9 protein-coding genes are annotated in these 14,040 nt (G+C 56.9%); 4 read left to right on the top strand and 5 right to left on the bottom strand.

What is annotated here, in order from left to right; genetic code table 11:
* Positions 1-2,388, top strand: coding sequence for an ABC transporter permease (locus tag EDB95_RS16850; protein WP_133994966.1), 2,388 nt, complete (start codon positions 1-3; stop codon positions 2,386-2,388).
* Here EDB95_RS16850 and EDB95_RS16845 read toward each other — a convergent pair whose 3' ends face one another.
* On the bottom strand, positions 2,389-2,613 hold the full coding sequence (locus EDB95_RS16845; protein WP_162852639.1) for a hypothetical protein: 225 nt from the start codon (positions 2,611-2,613) through the stop codon (positions 2,389-2,391). It abuts the gene before it with no gap.
* A 1-nt stretch (position 2,614) separates the two neighbouring features.
* Here EDB95_RS16845 and EDB95_RS16840 point away from each other — a divergent pair, with 1 nt between their 5' ends.
* On the top strand, positions 2,615-5,026 hold the full coding sequence (locus EDB95_RS16840; RefSeq protein WP_133994964.1) for an ABC transporter permease: 2,412 nt from the start codon (positions 2,615-2,617) through the stop codon (positions 5,024-5,026).
* A gap of 20 nt (positions 5,027-5,046) precedes the next feature.
* Positions 5,047-6,480: a hypothetical protein gene (locus EDB95_RS16835; protein WP_133994963.1), complete on the top strand. Its 1,434-nt coding sequence runs from the start codon at positions 5,047-5,049 to the stop codon at positions 6,478-6,480.
* A gap of 10 nt (positions 6,481-6,490) precedes the next feature.
* On the opposite strand, the gene EDB95_RS16830 is transcribed toward EDB95_RS16835, so the two are convergent.
* The gene (locus EDB95_RS16830) at positions 6,491-7,612 is read right to left on the bottom strand and encodes a hypothetical protein (protein ID WP_133994962.1); all 1,122 of its coding nucleotides are present in this window, start codon (positions 7,610-7,612) and stop codon (positions 6,491-6,493) included.
* A gap of 86 nt (positions 7,613-7,698) precedes the next feature.
* Between EDB95_RS16830 and EDB95_RS16825 the strand changes: the two genes are divergently transcribed.
* A complete protein-coding gene (locus tag EDB95_RS16825) occupies positions 7,699-8,208 on the top strand; it encodes a hypothetical protein (RefSeq protein WP_133994961.1) in 510 nt (169 codons plus the stop codon).
* A gap of 110 nt (positions 8,209-8,318) precedes the next feature.
* On the opposite strand, the gene EDB95_RS16820 is transcribed toward EDB95_RS16825, so the two are convergent.
* The 3 genes from EDB95_RS16820 to EDB95_RS16810 form a co-directional block, all read right to left on the bottom strand.
* A complete protein-coding gene (locus tag EDB95_RS16820; protein WP_133994960.1) occupies positions 8,319-9,230 on the bottom strand; it encodes an RpnC/YadD family protein in 912 nt (303 codons plus the stop codon).
* Between the two features lie 143 nt (positions 9,231-9,373).
* Positions 9,374-10,891: a RagB/SusD family nutrient uptake outer membrane protein gene (locus EDB95_RS16815; protein WP_133994959.1), complete on the bottom strand. Its 1,518-nt coding sequence runs from the start codon at positions 10,889-10,891 to the stop codon at positions 9,374-9,376.
* A gap of 10 nt (positions 10,892-10,901) precedes the next feature.
* On the bottom strand, positions 10,902-13,976 hold the full coding sequence (locus EDB95_RS16810) for a SusC/RagA family TonB-linked outer membrane protein (RefSeq protein ID WP_133994958.1): 3,075 nt from the start codon (positions 13,974-13,976) through the stop codon (positions 10,902-10,904).
* Between the last annotated feature and the right edge of the window lie 64 nt (positions 13,977-14,040).

The following is a 14,040-nucleotide window of genomic DNA, read 5'->3' as shown; positions in this document are numbered from 1 at the left end:
ATGTTTGCAAGCTATCTGAAGACGGCCTGGCGGGCCCTTCTCCGGAATAAGACCTCTTCCCTGGTGAATATCGGCGGCCTGGCCGTCGGTATGGCGGCGGCCATGATGATCGCCCTTTGGATCGTGGACGAGCTCCGGTTTAACCGCGGGTTCGAACACTATGACCGGATTGCCCAGATCTATCAGCACGAAACCGAAAACGGGAAGGTCGAAACCTACAAGGGGTTGCCCTTGCCCCTAGACAAGGAATTGAAAGAGCACTATGGCCGCATATTCAAAAACATCGTGATCACTGCCTGGCCGTTGGATGCGACGGTGGCTTATGGGAACAAGGTCCTCTCGGAGTCTGGTCATTACATGGGCGCGGGTACGCCGGAATTGTTGTCGCTTCGAATGATCCGGGGAACGAGGGATGGGTTAAAGGACCCTCATTCCATCTTGCTGTCGGCCTCGGTGGCAAAAGCGTTTTTTGGGGATGCGGACCCCATGAACCGGATGATGAAGCTCCAAAACGAAGAGGATGTCAAAGTTACCGGGGTATATGCCGACCTGCCGCAGAATTCGGATTTCAGCGACCTGCAATTTATCGCCCCCTGGGACCTCATTGGTTCCAGTCCATGGTTACAACGGAACGCTTCCGTCTGGGACAACAATTCCTTTCAGATCCTTGTCCAACTCGCTGACGGGGTGAGCCTGGCTGAGGCCAATGCCGCCATCGCCGACATCAAACACCAACACGATCCTCCGGAGGAAAAAAAGTACAACGCCCGTCTTTTCCTCCACCCCATGCGCGACTGGCATTTGCGCTCGAACTGGGAGAACGGCGTCCAAACCGGCGGCGCCATCGAATCCGTTTATTTGTTTGGCCTGATCGGCGTCTTCGTTCTTTTGCTGGCGTGTATCAATTTCATGAACCTCAGTACCGCCCGTTCCGAAAAACGCGCCCGGGAGGTGGGCATCCGGAAAACCGTGGGGTCGCCCCGGGGGCAACTGATCTACCAATTCTACATAGAATCGTTTTTGGTGGTTGGATGTGCCTTTGCGGCAGCGCTCCTGCTGGTACAAAGCAGCCTGCCGGCCTTCAACGACATCGCGGCGAAAGATATTGCCATTCCCTGGAGGGCACCTTGGTTTTGGACCGCGGACCTGGCCTTTGTCCTGCTGACGGGGTGTATTGCGGGGAGCTACCCGGCGTTATACCTGTCGGCCTTTAAGCCGGTAAAAGTGCTCAAAGGCAGGGTCCGCCAGGCGTCCCTGCCAAGAAAGACGCTGGTGGTGGTACAGTTTTGCATCTCCTTACTCCTGATCATCGGAACGGTGGTCGTATACCGGCAGATCGGCTTTACAAAAGACCGGCCTACGGGATATGACCGGTCGGGGTTGATCATGGTTGAAATGAAAACCATGGACTTCCAGGGCAAGTTCGACCTGATGCGAACCGAACTCAAACGAACGGGCGCAGTGACAGAATTTGCGGAATCCTCCAGTCCGCTGATGGAAATCTGGCAGAATGACGGCGGCTATTCCTGGCTGGGCAAGGACCCGAACGTGGAGGGGGACTTTGCTCATTTCTACGTCACCCACGAATTTGGCCAGACGGTGGGTTGGCAGTTTGTGAAGGGGAGGAATTTTTCCAGGGCGTTCGCCTCCGATTCCACCGCCATCGTCCTCAACGAAGCAGCCATCCGTTTTATGGGGTTGCACGGGGATCCCATAGGCATGACCGTTACCTGGGGCACGGGAGTAGATGCTATCCACTATCACGTGATCGGTGTGACCCGGGACATGGTCATGGAATCCCCGTATGAGCCCGTCAAACAGGCGATTTATAATATGGGTTACCGGGACACACACTGGATGATCATGCGCCTCTCCCCACAGCAAAGCACTGCTGCGTCTCTGCAGGCGATTGAAAAGGTGTTCAAACAATACATCCCCTCCGCCCCCTTCGATTATCGGTTTGCCGACCAGGAATACGCCGTCAAGTTTGCCACCGAGGAACGCATCGGAAAACTGGCGGCATTGCTGGCGTCCCTGGCGATCTTTATCAGTTGCCTGGGTTTGTTCGGGTTGGCCAGTTTTGTGGCCGAACAACGGACCAAAGAGATCGGCGTACGCAAAGTACTGGGCGCTTCGGTTTTCTCCCTGTGGCGGTTGCTGACGGGTAGTTTTGTAGGGTTGGTGCTCGTGGCCCTCTGTATTGCCATCCCGCTTTCCTGGATGGCCATGCACCGCTGGCTGGAACAATTCCCCTACCATACCGGGATCGACTGGTGGATCTTTGTGGCGGCCGGCGCGGGGACAGTGAGCATCACGCTGGCCACGGTGACCTGGCAGGCGCTACGGGCGGCCCTGGCCAACCCGGTGCGGAGTTTGAGGGCGGAGTGACTAGCTGCGCCCCAAAAACCAGTTCATGACCCGCAGCAGCTTGTTGGACTCCGGCTGGCTCTCCCCCAAAAGCTGCTCGCGTTTCAGGAGCAATAGCCCCCGTTGTTCGTCGGTCAGGTTGCGCCGTTCAAGTTCGCCGGCCGCCGCCGCCCGTATGTCGGGGTCGAGTTTGCGGTTCGAGGACAGTTCGAAGAGTTGGTAGTCAGATAAACCGGATACATCCATCATGCGAATATACATCAATCACTTCTCGCTGGCCTGCCGCAACCTGATCCGCAGCAAGGTCTACACCGGGATCAACGTCCTGGGCCTGGCCCTGGGACTTTGTGCATGCATCACCCTTTTTGTGGTCATCCACTACGAACGCAGCTTTGATACCTTTCACCCGGACGGAGACCGGGTATACCGCGTCATCGGCAACGTCCGGGAAAGCACCGGGGACGTTATACACCTGATCAAGCTCCCGACAACCGTCGCGCGCTCGGCCCGGACGGAGCTGGCGGGTGTCGAAACCGCCGCAGGGATCATCCCCATCAGGGCCAAAGCGGACGCGGGTGGCCAGCACTTCGACGCCCAGGGCGCGGCGATTACGGAGGGTCAATATTTCGACATCCTTCCCTATACCTGGCTGGCAGGGGATAAGGAAACCGCCCTGGCGGCGCCCTATTCGGTGGTCCTTACGTCCAGTGCGGCGCGGCGGTATTTCGGGAACCTGGACCCCTCCGGTTTTATCGGCCTGTCTCTGGTGTATGACGACTCCGTCCCGGTCCATGTCACCGGTATCGTCGAAGACTGGACCCAGCCGACGGACCTGGGCTTTAAGGAGTTTATTTCGTATGGCACGCTGCAAAACACCTTTTGGGCCGCGGGCATCCTCCCGGACACCTGGGATCAGGGAACCGTATCCACCTGGACTTTTGTAAAGCTCGCCCCCCACGTGGGCCCGGCGGCCCTCAACGCCGGTTTGAAGGGCCTGGTGGACCGGCATAATACAGACAAGCTCCGGCTTTCGCTACAGTTGGAACCTTTGCGCCGGATCCATTATGACCGGGACCTGATAGAAAACCCTACCCGCACCGCAGATATGACCACCCTGTATGCATTGATGGGGATTGCCTTGTTTATACTGCTCCTGGCTGTCGTCAATTTTGTCAACCTGGCCACCGCCCAGTCCATCCGGAGGGCAAAGGAGGTCAGCGTCCGGAAAGTGCTCGGCAGCAGCCGCACCAGCCTGGTGGTCCGGTATCTCATCGAGACCGGCCTGATGGTGGGTCTGGCGCTTTTGCTCGCGGTCGCCCTGGTCACCCCGGTGCTGACGGTGTTCCGGGACTTTTTGCCCGGTGGTGTCCGCTTCCACCCCTCACAGCCTGCGGTCCTCGCCTTCCTGCTGTGCGCCGGTGTGGGGACGACCCTGCTGGCGGGTTTGTACCCCGCCAGGGTCATCTCTTCCTATACTCCTGCCCTCCACCTCCGCGACGCCGGCGTGGAGCGGGGCGGCGAAAAATGGCTCCTCCGGAAGGGACTCATCGTTTTTCAATTCACGGTTTCCCTGGTGTTCATCATCGGCAGCATCGTCATCGCACATCAGCTCAAATACGCGCGCGAAAAAGACCTGGGCTTTGCCTCCGATGCCGTCGTGACCATCGGTACACCCGGGGCCGACAGCCTGTCCAAGATCGGCGTGCTGGCGGAGCGTTTACGGGGAATGCCCGGCATCAGCCGGCTTGCCGTGCAATGGACGCCCCCGTTGGAAAGCAACGGCCGGGGTATGCGTTTGCGGTTTACCCGCCAGGACGTGCTGGAAACCGGTGTCGCCCAAATAGCCGCCGATACCGGTTTTATCCCCTTGTACCAGGTACGGCTGCTTGCCGGCCGGAACCTGCTCCCCTCCGACAGCACCCGGGAGTTTGTCATCAACGAGACCCTGGCGCGGGTCCTGGGGGTGACCAAACCATTTGACGCCCTTGGGCGGATGTTGTACTGGAACGGCCGGCCCTACCCCGTTGTCGGCGTCGTGGCCGACTTCCACGAGCGGTCGATGCACGACCCTATCCTCCCCATGTGCCTGTTGCACCGGGTCGACAGGGAGCGCACCCTCGTCCTCAAGCTCGCCACGAAAGGAATGGGCCCCGGTGCTGTGCAGGCCCTGCTCAGCCGCATCGGGACGGCCTGGAAAGAAGTCTATCCCGACCAAACTTTTGCCTACCAATTCTACGACGATGCCCTCGCCCGCCTCTACGAAGAAGATCAAAAAACGGGCTGGCTTATGAACACCGCCATGGGCGTGGCCATCCTCATTTCCTGTATCGGTCTTTTCGGCCTTTCGCTGTTCACCGCCGAAAAACGCACCAAGGAAATCGGCATCCGCAAAATCCTCGGGGCCCGGGTTACAGACATCATGCTCCTGCTCAACCGCGAATTCGTGGGGCTCGTCCTGGTTGCCCTCGCGGTGGCCTCCCCCATCGCGTGGTACATGATGCACCGCTGGCTCCAGGGGTTTGCCTACCGGATCGGCATCAGTGCGTGGATTTTTTTGCTTGCCGGTCTCGCCGCCGTCGTCATCGCGCTCGGGACCGTGAGTTATCAGGCGCTGCGCGTGGCTTTAAGGAATCCTGTTAAAAGTTTGCGGACGGAATAGTTTTTTTATATTTTAACAGGGTGCAGAAAAATGTTGCCCATCAGACCCGTGTACCTTCCATCGCCGCAGCCAACCGGGTAAGTGCCGGGGCCGCCAAAGCGATGCCTGCGGTTTCCCGCCCGCCGGTAGCACAACGCGTATTGGACGAGGATGATACCGACCGGCTCCGCGGTTTGATTACCGAGTTTTTCGATTCGATGGCTCACCCGCCGGACCAGGACCTTCAAAATGAATTCTTCGACGAACTGGTCGCGGGCTACGATGCCATTGAGGAGGTTCCTATGCCCTTCGATGAAGCGTATGCGCAATTTATGTCTGCCCGCGTTACCGCTCCCGCTCCGTCATCCTCCTCCTCACCTTCCCTAACAACATTCTCATCCTCAACCTCATCCACCTCCTCTGTAAAAAAAGAACCAAAAGAAAGTAAACAGGAAGCCTATGCAATAAGTGCCGAAGATGAAGCATTGTTTAGCAGCATGGATCTTTCGAGCTTCGGACGGACCACGGATGCCACGACGACAACGTCTTCGTCTTCCTCCGTACTTGTGTCGCCTGCCCCTGCCCCGGCGTATACATCGGTGGTGGAGATGCAGGCCGCCCTCAACACCGGGTTACGGGGCCAGTTAAAGTACAAAGAGTTGAAGGCTGCGGTATTGGAAGCCGCCGAAGCGATCGTCAAGAAAAGCAAGGTGGAGCCCTTGCCCCGGGAGGCCATTGCGGAATTATCCGCGGCGACCGGGGCTTTTTTGGATGCCAATGCAGAAGGACAGCGTATCGCGGGGCAAAAGGCGCTACCCAACAAAAGGAACCTGGAAGCCGCCGAAAAGGACAAAATGCAGGCGGCCATCGACCAGTTTAGAAAAGTGTTAGGCGTAGAGTTTAGACGGCCCGTGGATATGCTCGAAACACCGGGCGCCACCGTCACCAAAACAGACGCCCAGGGCGGCACCCACACGCTGGGTACAAACAACACGATTGTAACGGGCAAGATAGGGGCTGCCAAGGGAAGGGACGCCCATACGATGAGTGCATCGATTTACCTGACGAAGCAGTATGGACTGACCGGCCATAACGCATTCGTCGCAGGACACCTGGTGACAAAAGGCGCCGGGGGAAAGGACAATGACGAAAACCTGACCCCCATCGCAAGCGGGTTCAACCAGGGAGGTCTCCGGACCCCCGAATCCGAGGCTGAAAAGATGATGCGGGCGAACAAGGTCCTGTCCTATGCCGCCACGGCCAATTATGGCAGGGCCGGAAAAGACGGAAGCCTCGTCCCCTTTGCGGCCAAAGACCTGGAGATGATCCCCACTTCTATTACAGTCAAAGTGGTGGAAAGAGGCTTGCGGGCGGGAGGCGATCCGACCACTATCGTGGACTGGTCGGAAGAGCTCCGGGTGGCTTTCAATGAACCGGTCCCCTTTTCCTTACGAGACGTCCTACCTTCGTTATAGGCGGTCCCCCTCAACAATAAAACGACGGGTTAAAAAACCCTGGCCCAAACTTCCCTTCTTGTTTGGCCCCGCTAATCACGATCGTCGCCTTCCCCTTGGAAAACCCCGTCGTCGCGATCTCATACCCCGCGGGCGCGTTGTCGAAGTGCACCGGCCCCGGATGAACCCGGTCGATCGTACCCGTAGACACCACGCGCCCCTGGTCATCCTTAAGGGCGATATGAACAAAGTCTTCGGCGGAGCTCCCCCCGCTAAACGTGACCCGCACCTCCGCGGGACTTTGGATAGGCCCCTCGGTCAGGTTGCTCCCGGGCGTGACGTATTTGCTGATGACCCGTCTCCAGGTCTCGGAATGGTACAACGAGGCTTCTTCCACCCCCTTTTGGATGTTTTTATATTTCCGGGCGGCGACGGTGTAGGCCTTTTGCTGGTTGGGGTTCCGTGTGAGGCGGTCGACCTGGCTGCGAAGGCTTTGCCCGCTGTTCATCATCCCCGCCAGTGGTTTGATCAGGGGTGCATCGTTAAAACGGGTCTGCTGGTACCATCCCCGGGAGACAGGGTCCTGCCAGCTCAGGTAGCCGTTTTTGAGGACCTCGCAGGGCTTGGTAATCGCCCCGGTAAAGCTGTACCGGACCCCGGGCGCCACCTGCGGATCGAAAAAGTTGGGCGTATAAAAATCGCACACCAATATCCCGTTGATGCTGTACGCGTAAGAAGCGTCCTCGCACGGATCGCAGACCTCCACGAGGTAGTGCACCTTCCCTTGTTTGGGATCCAGGCTGCCTGCCGCCTCCAGCCTATTGCCATAAGGATCCACCAGCATCTCGCACATCTCGTGGCTGCACGTCATCTGCCAGCTGTTGTCCGCCTTGACCAGGGCATAAGGCTGGTTATGGTGGTCGTTATGGTATCCTTCCGAGCTGGGGTCCTTCATGTTTTCGGTGATGATGATGGGCCAGTACCCCAGCGGCACGCTTTTAAGGTCGGGGAAACTATCGACCGAGGCGGAAATGCCCCAGATCGGGCCAAGGTCGCGCAGCACTTGTTTTTGCAGGGCCGCAGAGGCTTGCGCCAGTTCGGCAGGAGTAATGTTTTTGGAAAGGCTGACTAAGGCAATATGGTTCACCAGCATGAGGACATATTTGCCCCCAAGATAGGCAAATGGTGTACATTTAGAACATATGCAAAAACTCGTAGGCATCGTCTTCGTAGTCAACCTTGGCATATTGGTGGTCGCCGGGCTGGTGGACAAGTTCACTCATCGCCATAATCCCCGCGATCATCGTCTATCAATCCTTAACAACGACGTATTTCCCCCGGCCCATTCCCAACCGTCGGTTTGTGGAGGACGTCGCGAACCAACAAACCGAAATACCCGACTCTGCCTTTAGACAAGGCCTGGAAGCGCTGGAGAATGAGTTGGACAGTCGCGACGGTTTTACCTTAACCGAGGTCGATTATTTCCGGTTATACACCTCCCGCTTCGCCAAGTGGGGGCCGATGTATGTATTCGGCTTCTTCTACACGACCAAAGACGATGCTACCTATTTTAGACGGGCTAGTGTATGGGGAGATTCCACGATCCTGGAGCCCCAAAAGGCCGTGCCGCCCGGTCATGGGCGTCCCGGTATGGAGTTGTGGTCAAACAAAATGGATGACCCGGATACCGATACCTCGACGCAGCAGGCCATGAGGATCGCCGATTCCATTATGCGGACGAATCCCTAATCATACCCCGGTGTCTGCACTGGTGTATTGGTACCACAAAAGAAAAACCGCCTCTTAGGGCGGTCCAATATCATCAACAGCAGGCAGCAGGAACCCTCTCGGATTCAGATCTACTTTGTAGCTCGCCGCATTTTCCTTACAAAGGCTTCGGATACACCGGCGAGGTCGGCAATCTTGCTATCAGTAAAATGAGTAGCCACGATAAGATTCCTGACCACTTCCGTTTCCTTTTCGGTCCGGGCCTCCTCTTTAGCCTTGTCAATCCTCATTTGCTTCACTTGCTCAATGATGTCCATAGAATGGGTTTTACCGTAAATGTGATCAATTTCGTCCTCGAAAATACGACTTGTTTCCGATTTCTCAAACTGTACATAGTTATTTAAAAACGACAATATGCCGTTTGTCTTCGCGTCGCTATACCCTCTCTTTTTCAACAATTTAGCAATTGCCAGCTTTTCCTTCAACAAAATTTCGTCCAGGTTCTTTCCTTTCAAAAGCGCTTTTTTTGCCGCCAACATGACCAGTGCAAAAGGATTCCTTTTTGCCGCCAAACTACGGTCCTCATAATCCAGGATACAAAGCGTATTATACTTATACGTCAGCTCCGCCCCCACATACTTCCTTATGTACATGCTTGGCAGTTTCTTCCCGTCTTTCCCGGTAAAAATAGCTATCGCCGTCAGCGGCCTGTCATACCGGTCGAAAATCCGTGCGTAATATGTAAACATTCTTTTTGCAAAATCCTTGTCATTCGTTCCCTGAACCTCGACGTGACAAAGGATCCATTCCTCGCTGCCGTCCCGCAAGAAAACCTTCACTAGCTTGTCCACGAACCTCGTATCCGACTTCCTGCCCGGCATGGGGTTCATCGCCCCCAATTCCTTGTCAAGGAAATCAAAACCACGCCCCAAATCAAAAACACGATCCGCGTGGGGGAACACAAACCGAAGTAAATCATCGAAGACCCTTTCGAGCATCCCCTTCCATAAAATATCATTCTGCCGCCGATTCTTCTGCTCCATAGCCAAATTTTCACCGCAATAAAAGTCCCATCCGCCGCACGCAAAAACCGTAGGCGGCCAACACGTTTGACTAGTGGTAGAAATTTGACTGGAAAGTTGCGAAGGACTCCTGCAAAGGTATAAAAAATCACATCGGCAAAAAATTAATCATACCCCGGCGTCTGCACAAATCCCGTATTCCCATACGTCTTCGCCAGATCCATCTCCGATTGCGGCACCGGCCAAAGCGTATCCCGCAGGGGAAAGGTACGCATAGCCCCGCTGGGGTCTTTCACCGTCGGCATAACAACGCGGTCGAGCCGCCACCGTTTAAGGTCGAAATACCGCTGCCCTTCGAGGGCAAGCTCGATGCGGCGTTCGTGCCGGATCAACACCCGCATGGAATCCTGTGTCAACCCCACGGGCAGCGGGGGCATGCCGACGCTGGGCCGCGCGCGGACCAAATTGACGGCATTGTAGACGGTGGGGTCCGGACCGGCAGCCTCGTTCTGGGCTTCCGCGTACATCAGCAACACGTCGGCGTAGCGGAGGTAGACCCAGTCCTGGTCGCTTTGGGTGCCGATGACGGTGGCGCGGGTGGAGTCGACGCCTTTTTTGTTGAGGAAGCCGGCGGAGGCGCCGATGGCGGCGGGGCTGAAGGGGATACCGCCTTTGTAGAGTACGCCGGGCACGAGGATGGTGGCGAGGAGGCGGGGATCGCGGTTGGCGTAGGGGGTGGCGGGGTTGTATAGGGGAGACGTAGTGATGGGTTTGCCGTCGATGCAGTAGTAGTCGTCGACGAGGTAGTGTACGGGCTGGAAGCTGGAGCTGTAGGTGTATAAATAGTCAGCGGGACTGTAGGCGCTGGGGACCTGGTAACGGCCGGAGAACATGATTTCGGGGTTGCCGTTCTGACCGGGTTTTAGAAAGAGCCCGCGGTAGCCGCCGGTGTAGAGGCTGAACTGGCCTTCGCTGATGATGGTGGCCGCGGTGGCCGCGGCATTGGCGAACTGACCAAGGGCAAGATAGACTTTGGTGATATAACCCAGTGCGGTGCCCCGGACGACATGACCGGAATAAGGGGTATTGGGGAGGTGTATAGCGGCAAAGGTAAAGTCAGCCATGACCGTGTCGATCACGACGGCCCGCGGCGTGCGGGTGAGTTTATAGCTGGCGGAGTCCTTCCCGAGCGGGCGGAGCGTGAGGACGACGTCGCCATAGAGCTGGGCAAGCAGGAAATAGTAGTATCCGCGGATAAAACGGACCTCACCGATGTATCGGTTCATGGTGCCGGTGTCGAGGGGGATGTTGGTGACGTTGGCCAGAAAAATATTACAGGCTTCGATGGCTTTATAGGGGGTATTGTAGGCATCGGACTGGATCGAGCCGGTGGTGGCTTCGATGTCGCCGGTGGCGACGGTGCCAAAGGCGCCGCTAAAGGCGTTGTCGGTAAGGCTTTCCCAATAAGGGGTGCCGGAGCCCCATCCCTGGCCGGTGTTGGTGGAACTGGTGTAGTTGTATCCCTGGATGAGGTAGCTGTAGACGGCGGTGAGGCCCTGGTCGGCGTCGGCCTGGGTTTTCCAGAAGTTGGCGGAGGACAACGCGTCGGTCGGGTTGCGGTTTAAAAAATTTTTCCCACAGCCAAAACAAACGACAGCAAGCAACAGAAAAATGCGTTTCATCTTGAAAGTTTTAAAACGTGGCTTTGACACCAAATGTGAATACCTGGTTTTGTGGATGGACGACAAAACGGACGTTGCCGCTTTCGACGGCCCTTTCGGGGTCGAGGCCGGGGAACTTGGTAAAGGTGTAGAGGTTGTCCCCCGTGAAATAGACCCGCAGCGCGTTCATGGCGACGTGTCTGGCCAGAAACGCAGGCAACGTGTACCCGAGCTGAACGCTTTTGATCCGGAAAAAAGAGGCGTCCTTCAAATAGTAGGTGGACGGGGTATTGATGTTGCTGCTGGCGTTCCCCTGGCCGAGGATATAGATCAGGGGCATGGTCGTGCTGTGGTTGGCGGGGGTCCATGCATTCTTCCAGTCAGACGGAGGAGGCGAGCCCTGGTCGAAGGGTTGGAGCCCCCAGCCGCTGACGTATTGTTTCTGCCCATAGGAGCCGTAGAAAAACATGGACAGGTCGAAATTTTTCCAGGCCGCGCTGGCGTTGAACGAGTATTCGAACTTTGGGAAAACCCCGGGCACGATGACCCGGTCGTTGGCATTGACCGTATCGTTGCCGTCGACATCCTTGAATTTCATATACCCGGGTTGCGGGGTGTATTGCTGGACGGGGGAATTCTGAACGTCTTTGACGGATTGAAAGATGCCGGCAAATTCGTACATATAAAAGCTCCCGAAGGGTTTTCCTTCTTCGTTGATCGTGTTGTTGGCGGTGATCTGGGGCGCGCCGAATTTGACAAGGGTGTTTTTGTTGGCCTGGAGCTGGCCCCCTACGGAAAAGTTCACCTGTCCTGCTTTCCCGGTATACTGCGCGGATATTTCGACGCCGGTGTTGCGCATCCTGCCGTTGTTGATGGTGGGCGCCGTAAGCCCGATGTAGGCGGGTATGGCGGGTTGGAAAAGGATGTCATAGGTCAGTTTGTTGTACCCGTCGACCGTCACGTTGAGCCGGTTGAACAGGGTGACGTCGGTGCCAAAATCCACGATCCGCGTGGTTTCCCACTTGATCTTCGGATCGGTCAGGGCGTTGTCCGCGACGCCGGAATTCAAGGTGGTGCCGGAAAAAGAATACGCGTAGTAGGTGCCCGTGTTGTACGCGTTCGCGCTGGTATAGACGTCCTGGTAGGGATAGTTGGAAATGTTCTGGTTCCCGAGTTTCCCCCACGAACCCCGGACCTTCCATTGAGTCAGCCAGTGCACGTCGCTCAGGAAATCCTTGGTGACGACCCACCCGCCCGATATGGACGGGAAAAGCCCCCACCGGTTGGAGGGCGGGAAGCGCGACGAGGCGTCATACCGGGCGTTGGCTTCGAGTAAATATTTTTCCTTGTAATCATAATTCAGGCGGCCGTAAAACGACCGGAGCGCCCATTGGGAAGACGTGCCCGACGCGAGTTGCGAACCGGCGGGACCGGCATTCAACTCCTGCGTAATGTTATTGGCGAAAGGGGTGTTCCTCGACCCGACCAACGACTGGCTTTGGTTGTATTCAGCTTGCGTGCCGCCCAGGAGTTTGAGGTCATGAGCGCCAAAGCTGCGGGTGTAGGTTAGTTGGGTATACCCCACGGGATAAAAGCTGTTGTTCTCGGTGACGATGAGCCCCTGCCCATTGACGTCCAGCGTCCGTTCGGGCGGATCGGTGGGGCCCGCAAACCAGTTGTACTGGTTGATCACCGGTTTGAAATCATAGATCTTGTTGAAGTCGAAATTGAAGCCGCCGCTGGTGCGCCAGTCCAACCCATTCAGGAGGCGGACATTAACGTACATATTGGTTTGCATGTAATAGTCCCGGTTGTTGACCAGGGCGTTCTGGGCAATGGCGACGGGGTTTTTGTTGGGCGTTTGTACGCTGGGATAGACCGAGTTGGTATACCGCCCGCTGCCGTCGGGTAAGATCGGGCCGTACATGGGCGACTGGGAAAGATCGGACAGGAACTGGTCCTGGCTGCCCCGGGAGGCATAAAACCGTTGGCCGTAGTTGAGGGTAAGGCTGCTGCCAAAAGTGATGTAGCTGTTGACCCGGGAATTAAGGTTAAACTGGAGGTTGTATTTTTTGTAGGAAAAACCAATCATAATGTCCGGCTGGTCGACGTATCCCAGCCCCACGTTGTAGGTCGTCCCGTTACGGCCGCCGGTGATCCCGAGGTGTACGTTTTGTACCGAAACGGTGCGCATCAGGGCATCCAGCCAGTTGTAATCGGGGTAAAGCTTTTTGTTCCGGGTCGGGCTGGTGTAGTTATCGATCTGCGCCTGGGTAAATTCGTTGGGATACCCCGAGTGGTTGGCCGCGGTATCCCAAAGCACCATGTACTCCGCCGAATTGTAGACGAGGTTTTTGGGCAGGGCGGTGGCCCGGGTAATCCCGACGCTGTAGTCCAGGCTGAGCTGGAGCTTCCCGGCCGTACCCTGTTTGGTCGTGACGAGCAGGACGCCGTTGGCCGCGCGGGTGCCATAGATGGCCGCGGAGGCCGCGTCCTTAAGCAGGGTGACCGACTCGATGTTTTGGGGATCCAGCGCACCCAGGCTCCCCGGAAGGCCGTCCACGATGACCAGGGGATCGCTCCCCGCGGAGCTGTTGGTACCCAGACCCCGCACCCGCAACACAAACGCCTCGTTCCCCGCCTCACCCGTTCCCTGTGTCAGCGACAACCCCGGGAGCTTCCCCTGGAGCAACTGGGTCGGGTCGGTGGCGACGCGTTTGTTCATGTCCGCCCCCGTGACCGCCGCCACGGCCCCGGTAAGATCCGCTTTTTTCTGGGTGCCGTAGCCGACGACGACAACATCGTTCAGGCTGCTGGCCTGCACCCGCAGGACTACGTCCCAGGTCGTCCGCCGGCCGATGATGTCGTCGACACGTTCATACCCCGAAAAGGTAACGACCAAAGCGCTTTTGTCATCCGGAACGAAGAGCGTATAACGCCCCGCGGTATCCGTCAGCGTGCTGGCGCCCGTTTTTTTCACCATTACCGTAGCACCCACCAAGGGTGCCCCGCCTTCATCCTTCACCGTGCCGGTGACCCTGAAGGACTGGCACCACGCGTGTGCCATGGAAAAGCAAAGGACAAGAAGCAGCAGTCCATTTTTCATAATGCAATCGTTTCGCGGACAAATTGGAGATTTTTAGCGAACTCCAAAGCCGGAGGATTAGCAT

It is taken from the genome of Dinghuibacter silviterrae (genome assembly GCF_004366355.1).
In the GTDB taxonomy this organism is placed as follows: domain Bacteria; phylum Bacteroidota; class Bacteroidia; order Chitinophagales; family Chitinophagaceae; genus Dinghuibacter; species Dinghuibacter silviterrae.
The sequence above is the reverse complement of the archived record's forward strand: the minus strand, read 5'-3'. Positions and strand labels throughout refer to the sequence as shown.

Excerpts from the sequence above, each read along its gene's own strand:
- EDB95_RS16850 (WP_133994966.1), top strand. The coding sequence starts at position 1 with ATGTTTGCAAGCTATCTGAAGACGGCCTGGCGGGCCCTTCTCCGGAAT.
- EDB95_RS16845 (WP_162852639.1), bottom strand. The coding sequence starts at position 2,613 with ATGGATGTATCCGGTTTATCTGACTACCAACTCTTCGAACTGTCCTCG.
- EDB95_RS16840 (WP_133994964.1), top strand. The coding sequence starts at position 2,615 with ATGCGAATATACATCAATCACTTCTCGCTGGCCTGCCGCAACCTGATC.
- EDB95_RS16830 (WP_133994962.1), bottom strand. The coding sequence starts at position 7,612 with ATGCTGGTGAACCATATTGCCTTAGTCAGCCTTTCCAAAAACATTACT.
- EDB95_RS16820 (WP_133994960.1), bottom strand. The coding sequence starts at position 9,230 with ATGGAGCAGAAGAATCGGCGGCAGAATGATATTTTATGGAAGGGGATG.
- EDB95_RS16815 (WP_133994959.1), bottom strand. The coding sequence starts at position 10,891 with ATGAAACGCATTTTTCTGTTGCTTGCTGTCGTTTGTTTTGGCTGTGGG.
- EDB95_RS16810 (WP_133994958.1), bottom strand. The coding sequence starts at position 13,976 with ATGAAAAATGGACTGCTGCTTCTTGTCCTTTGCTTTTCCATGGCACAC.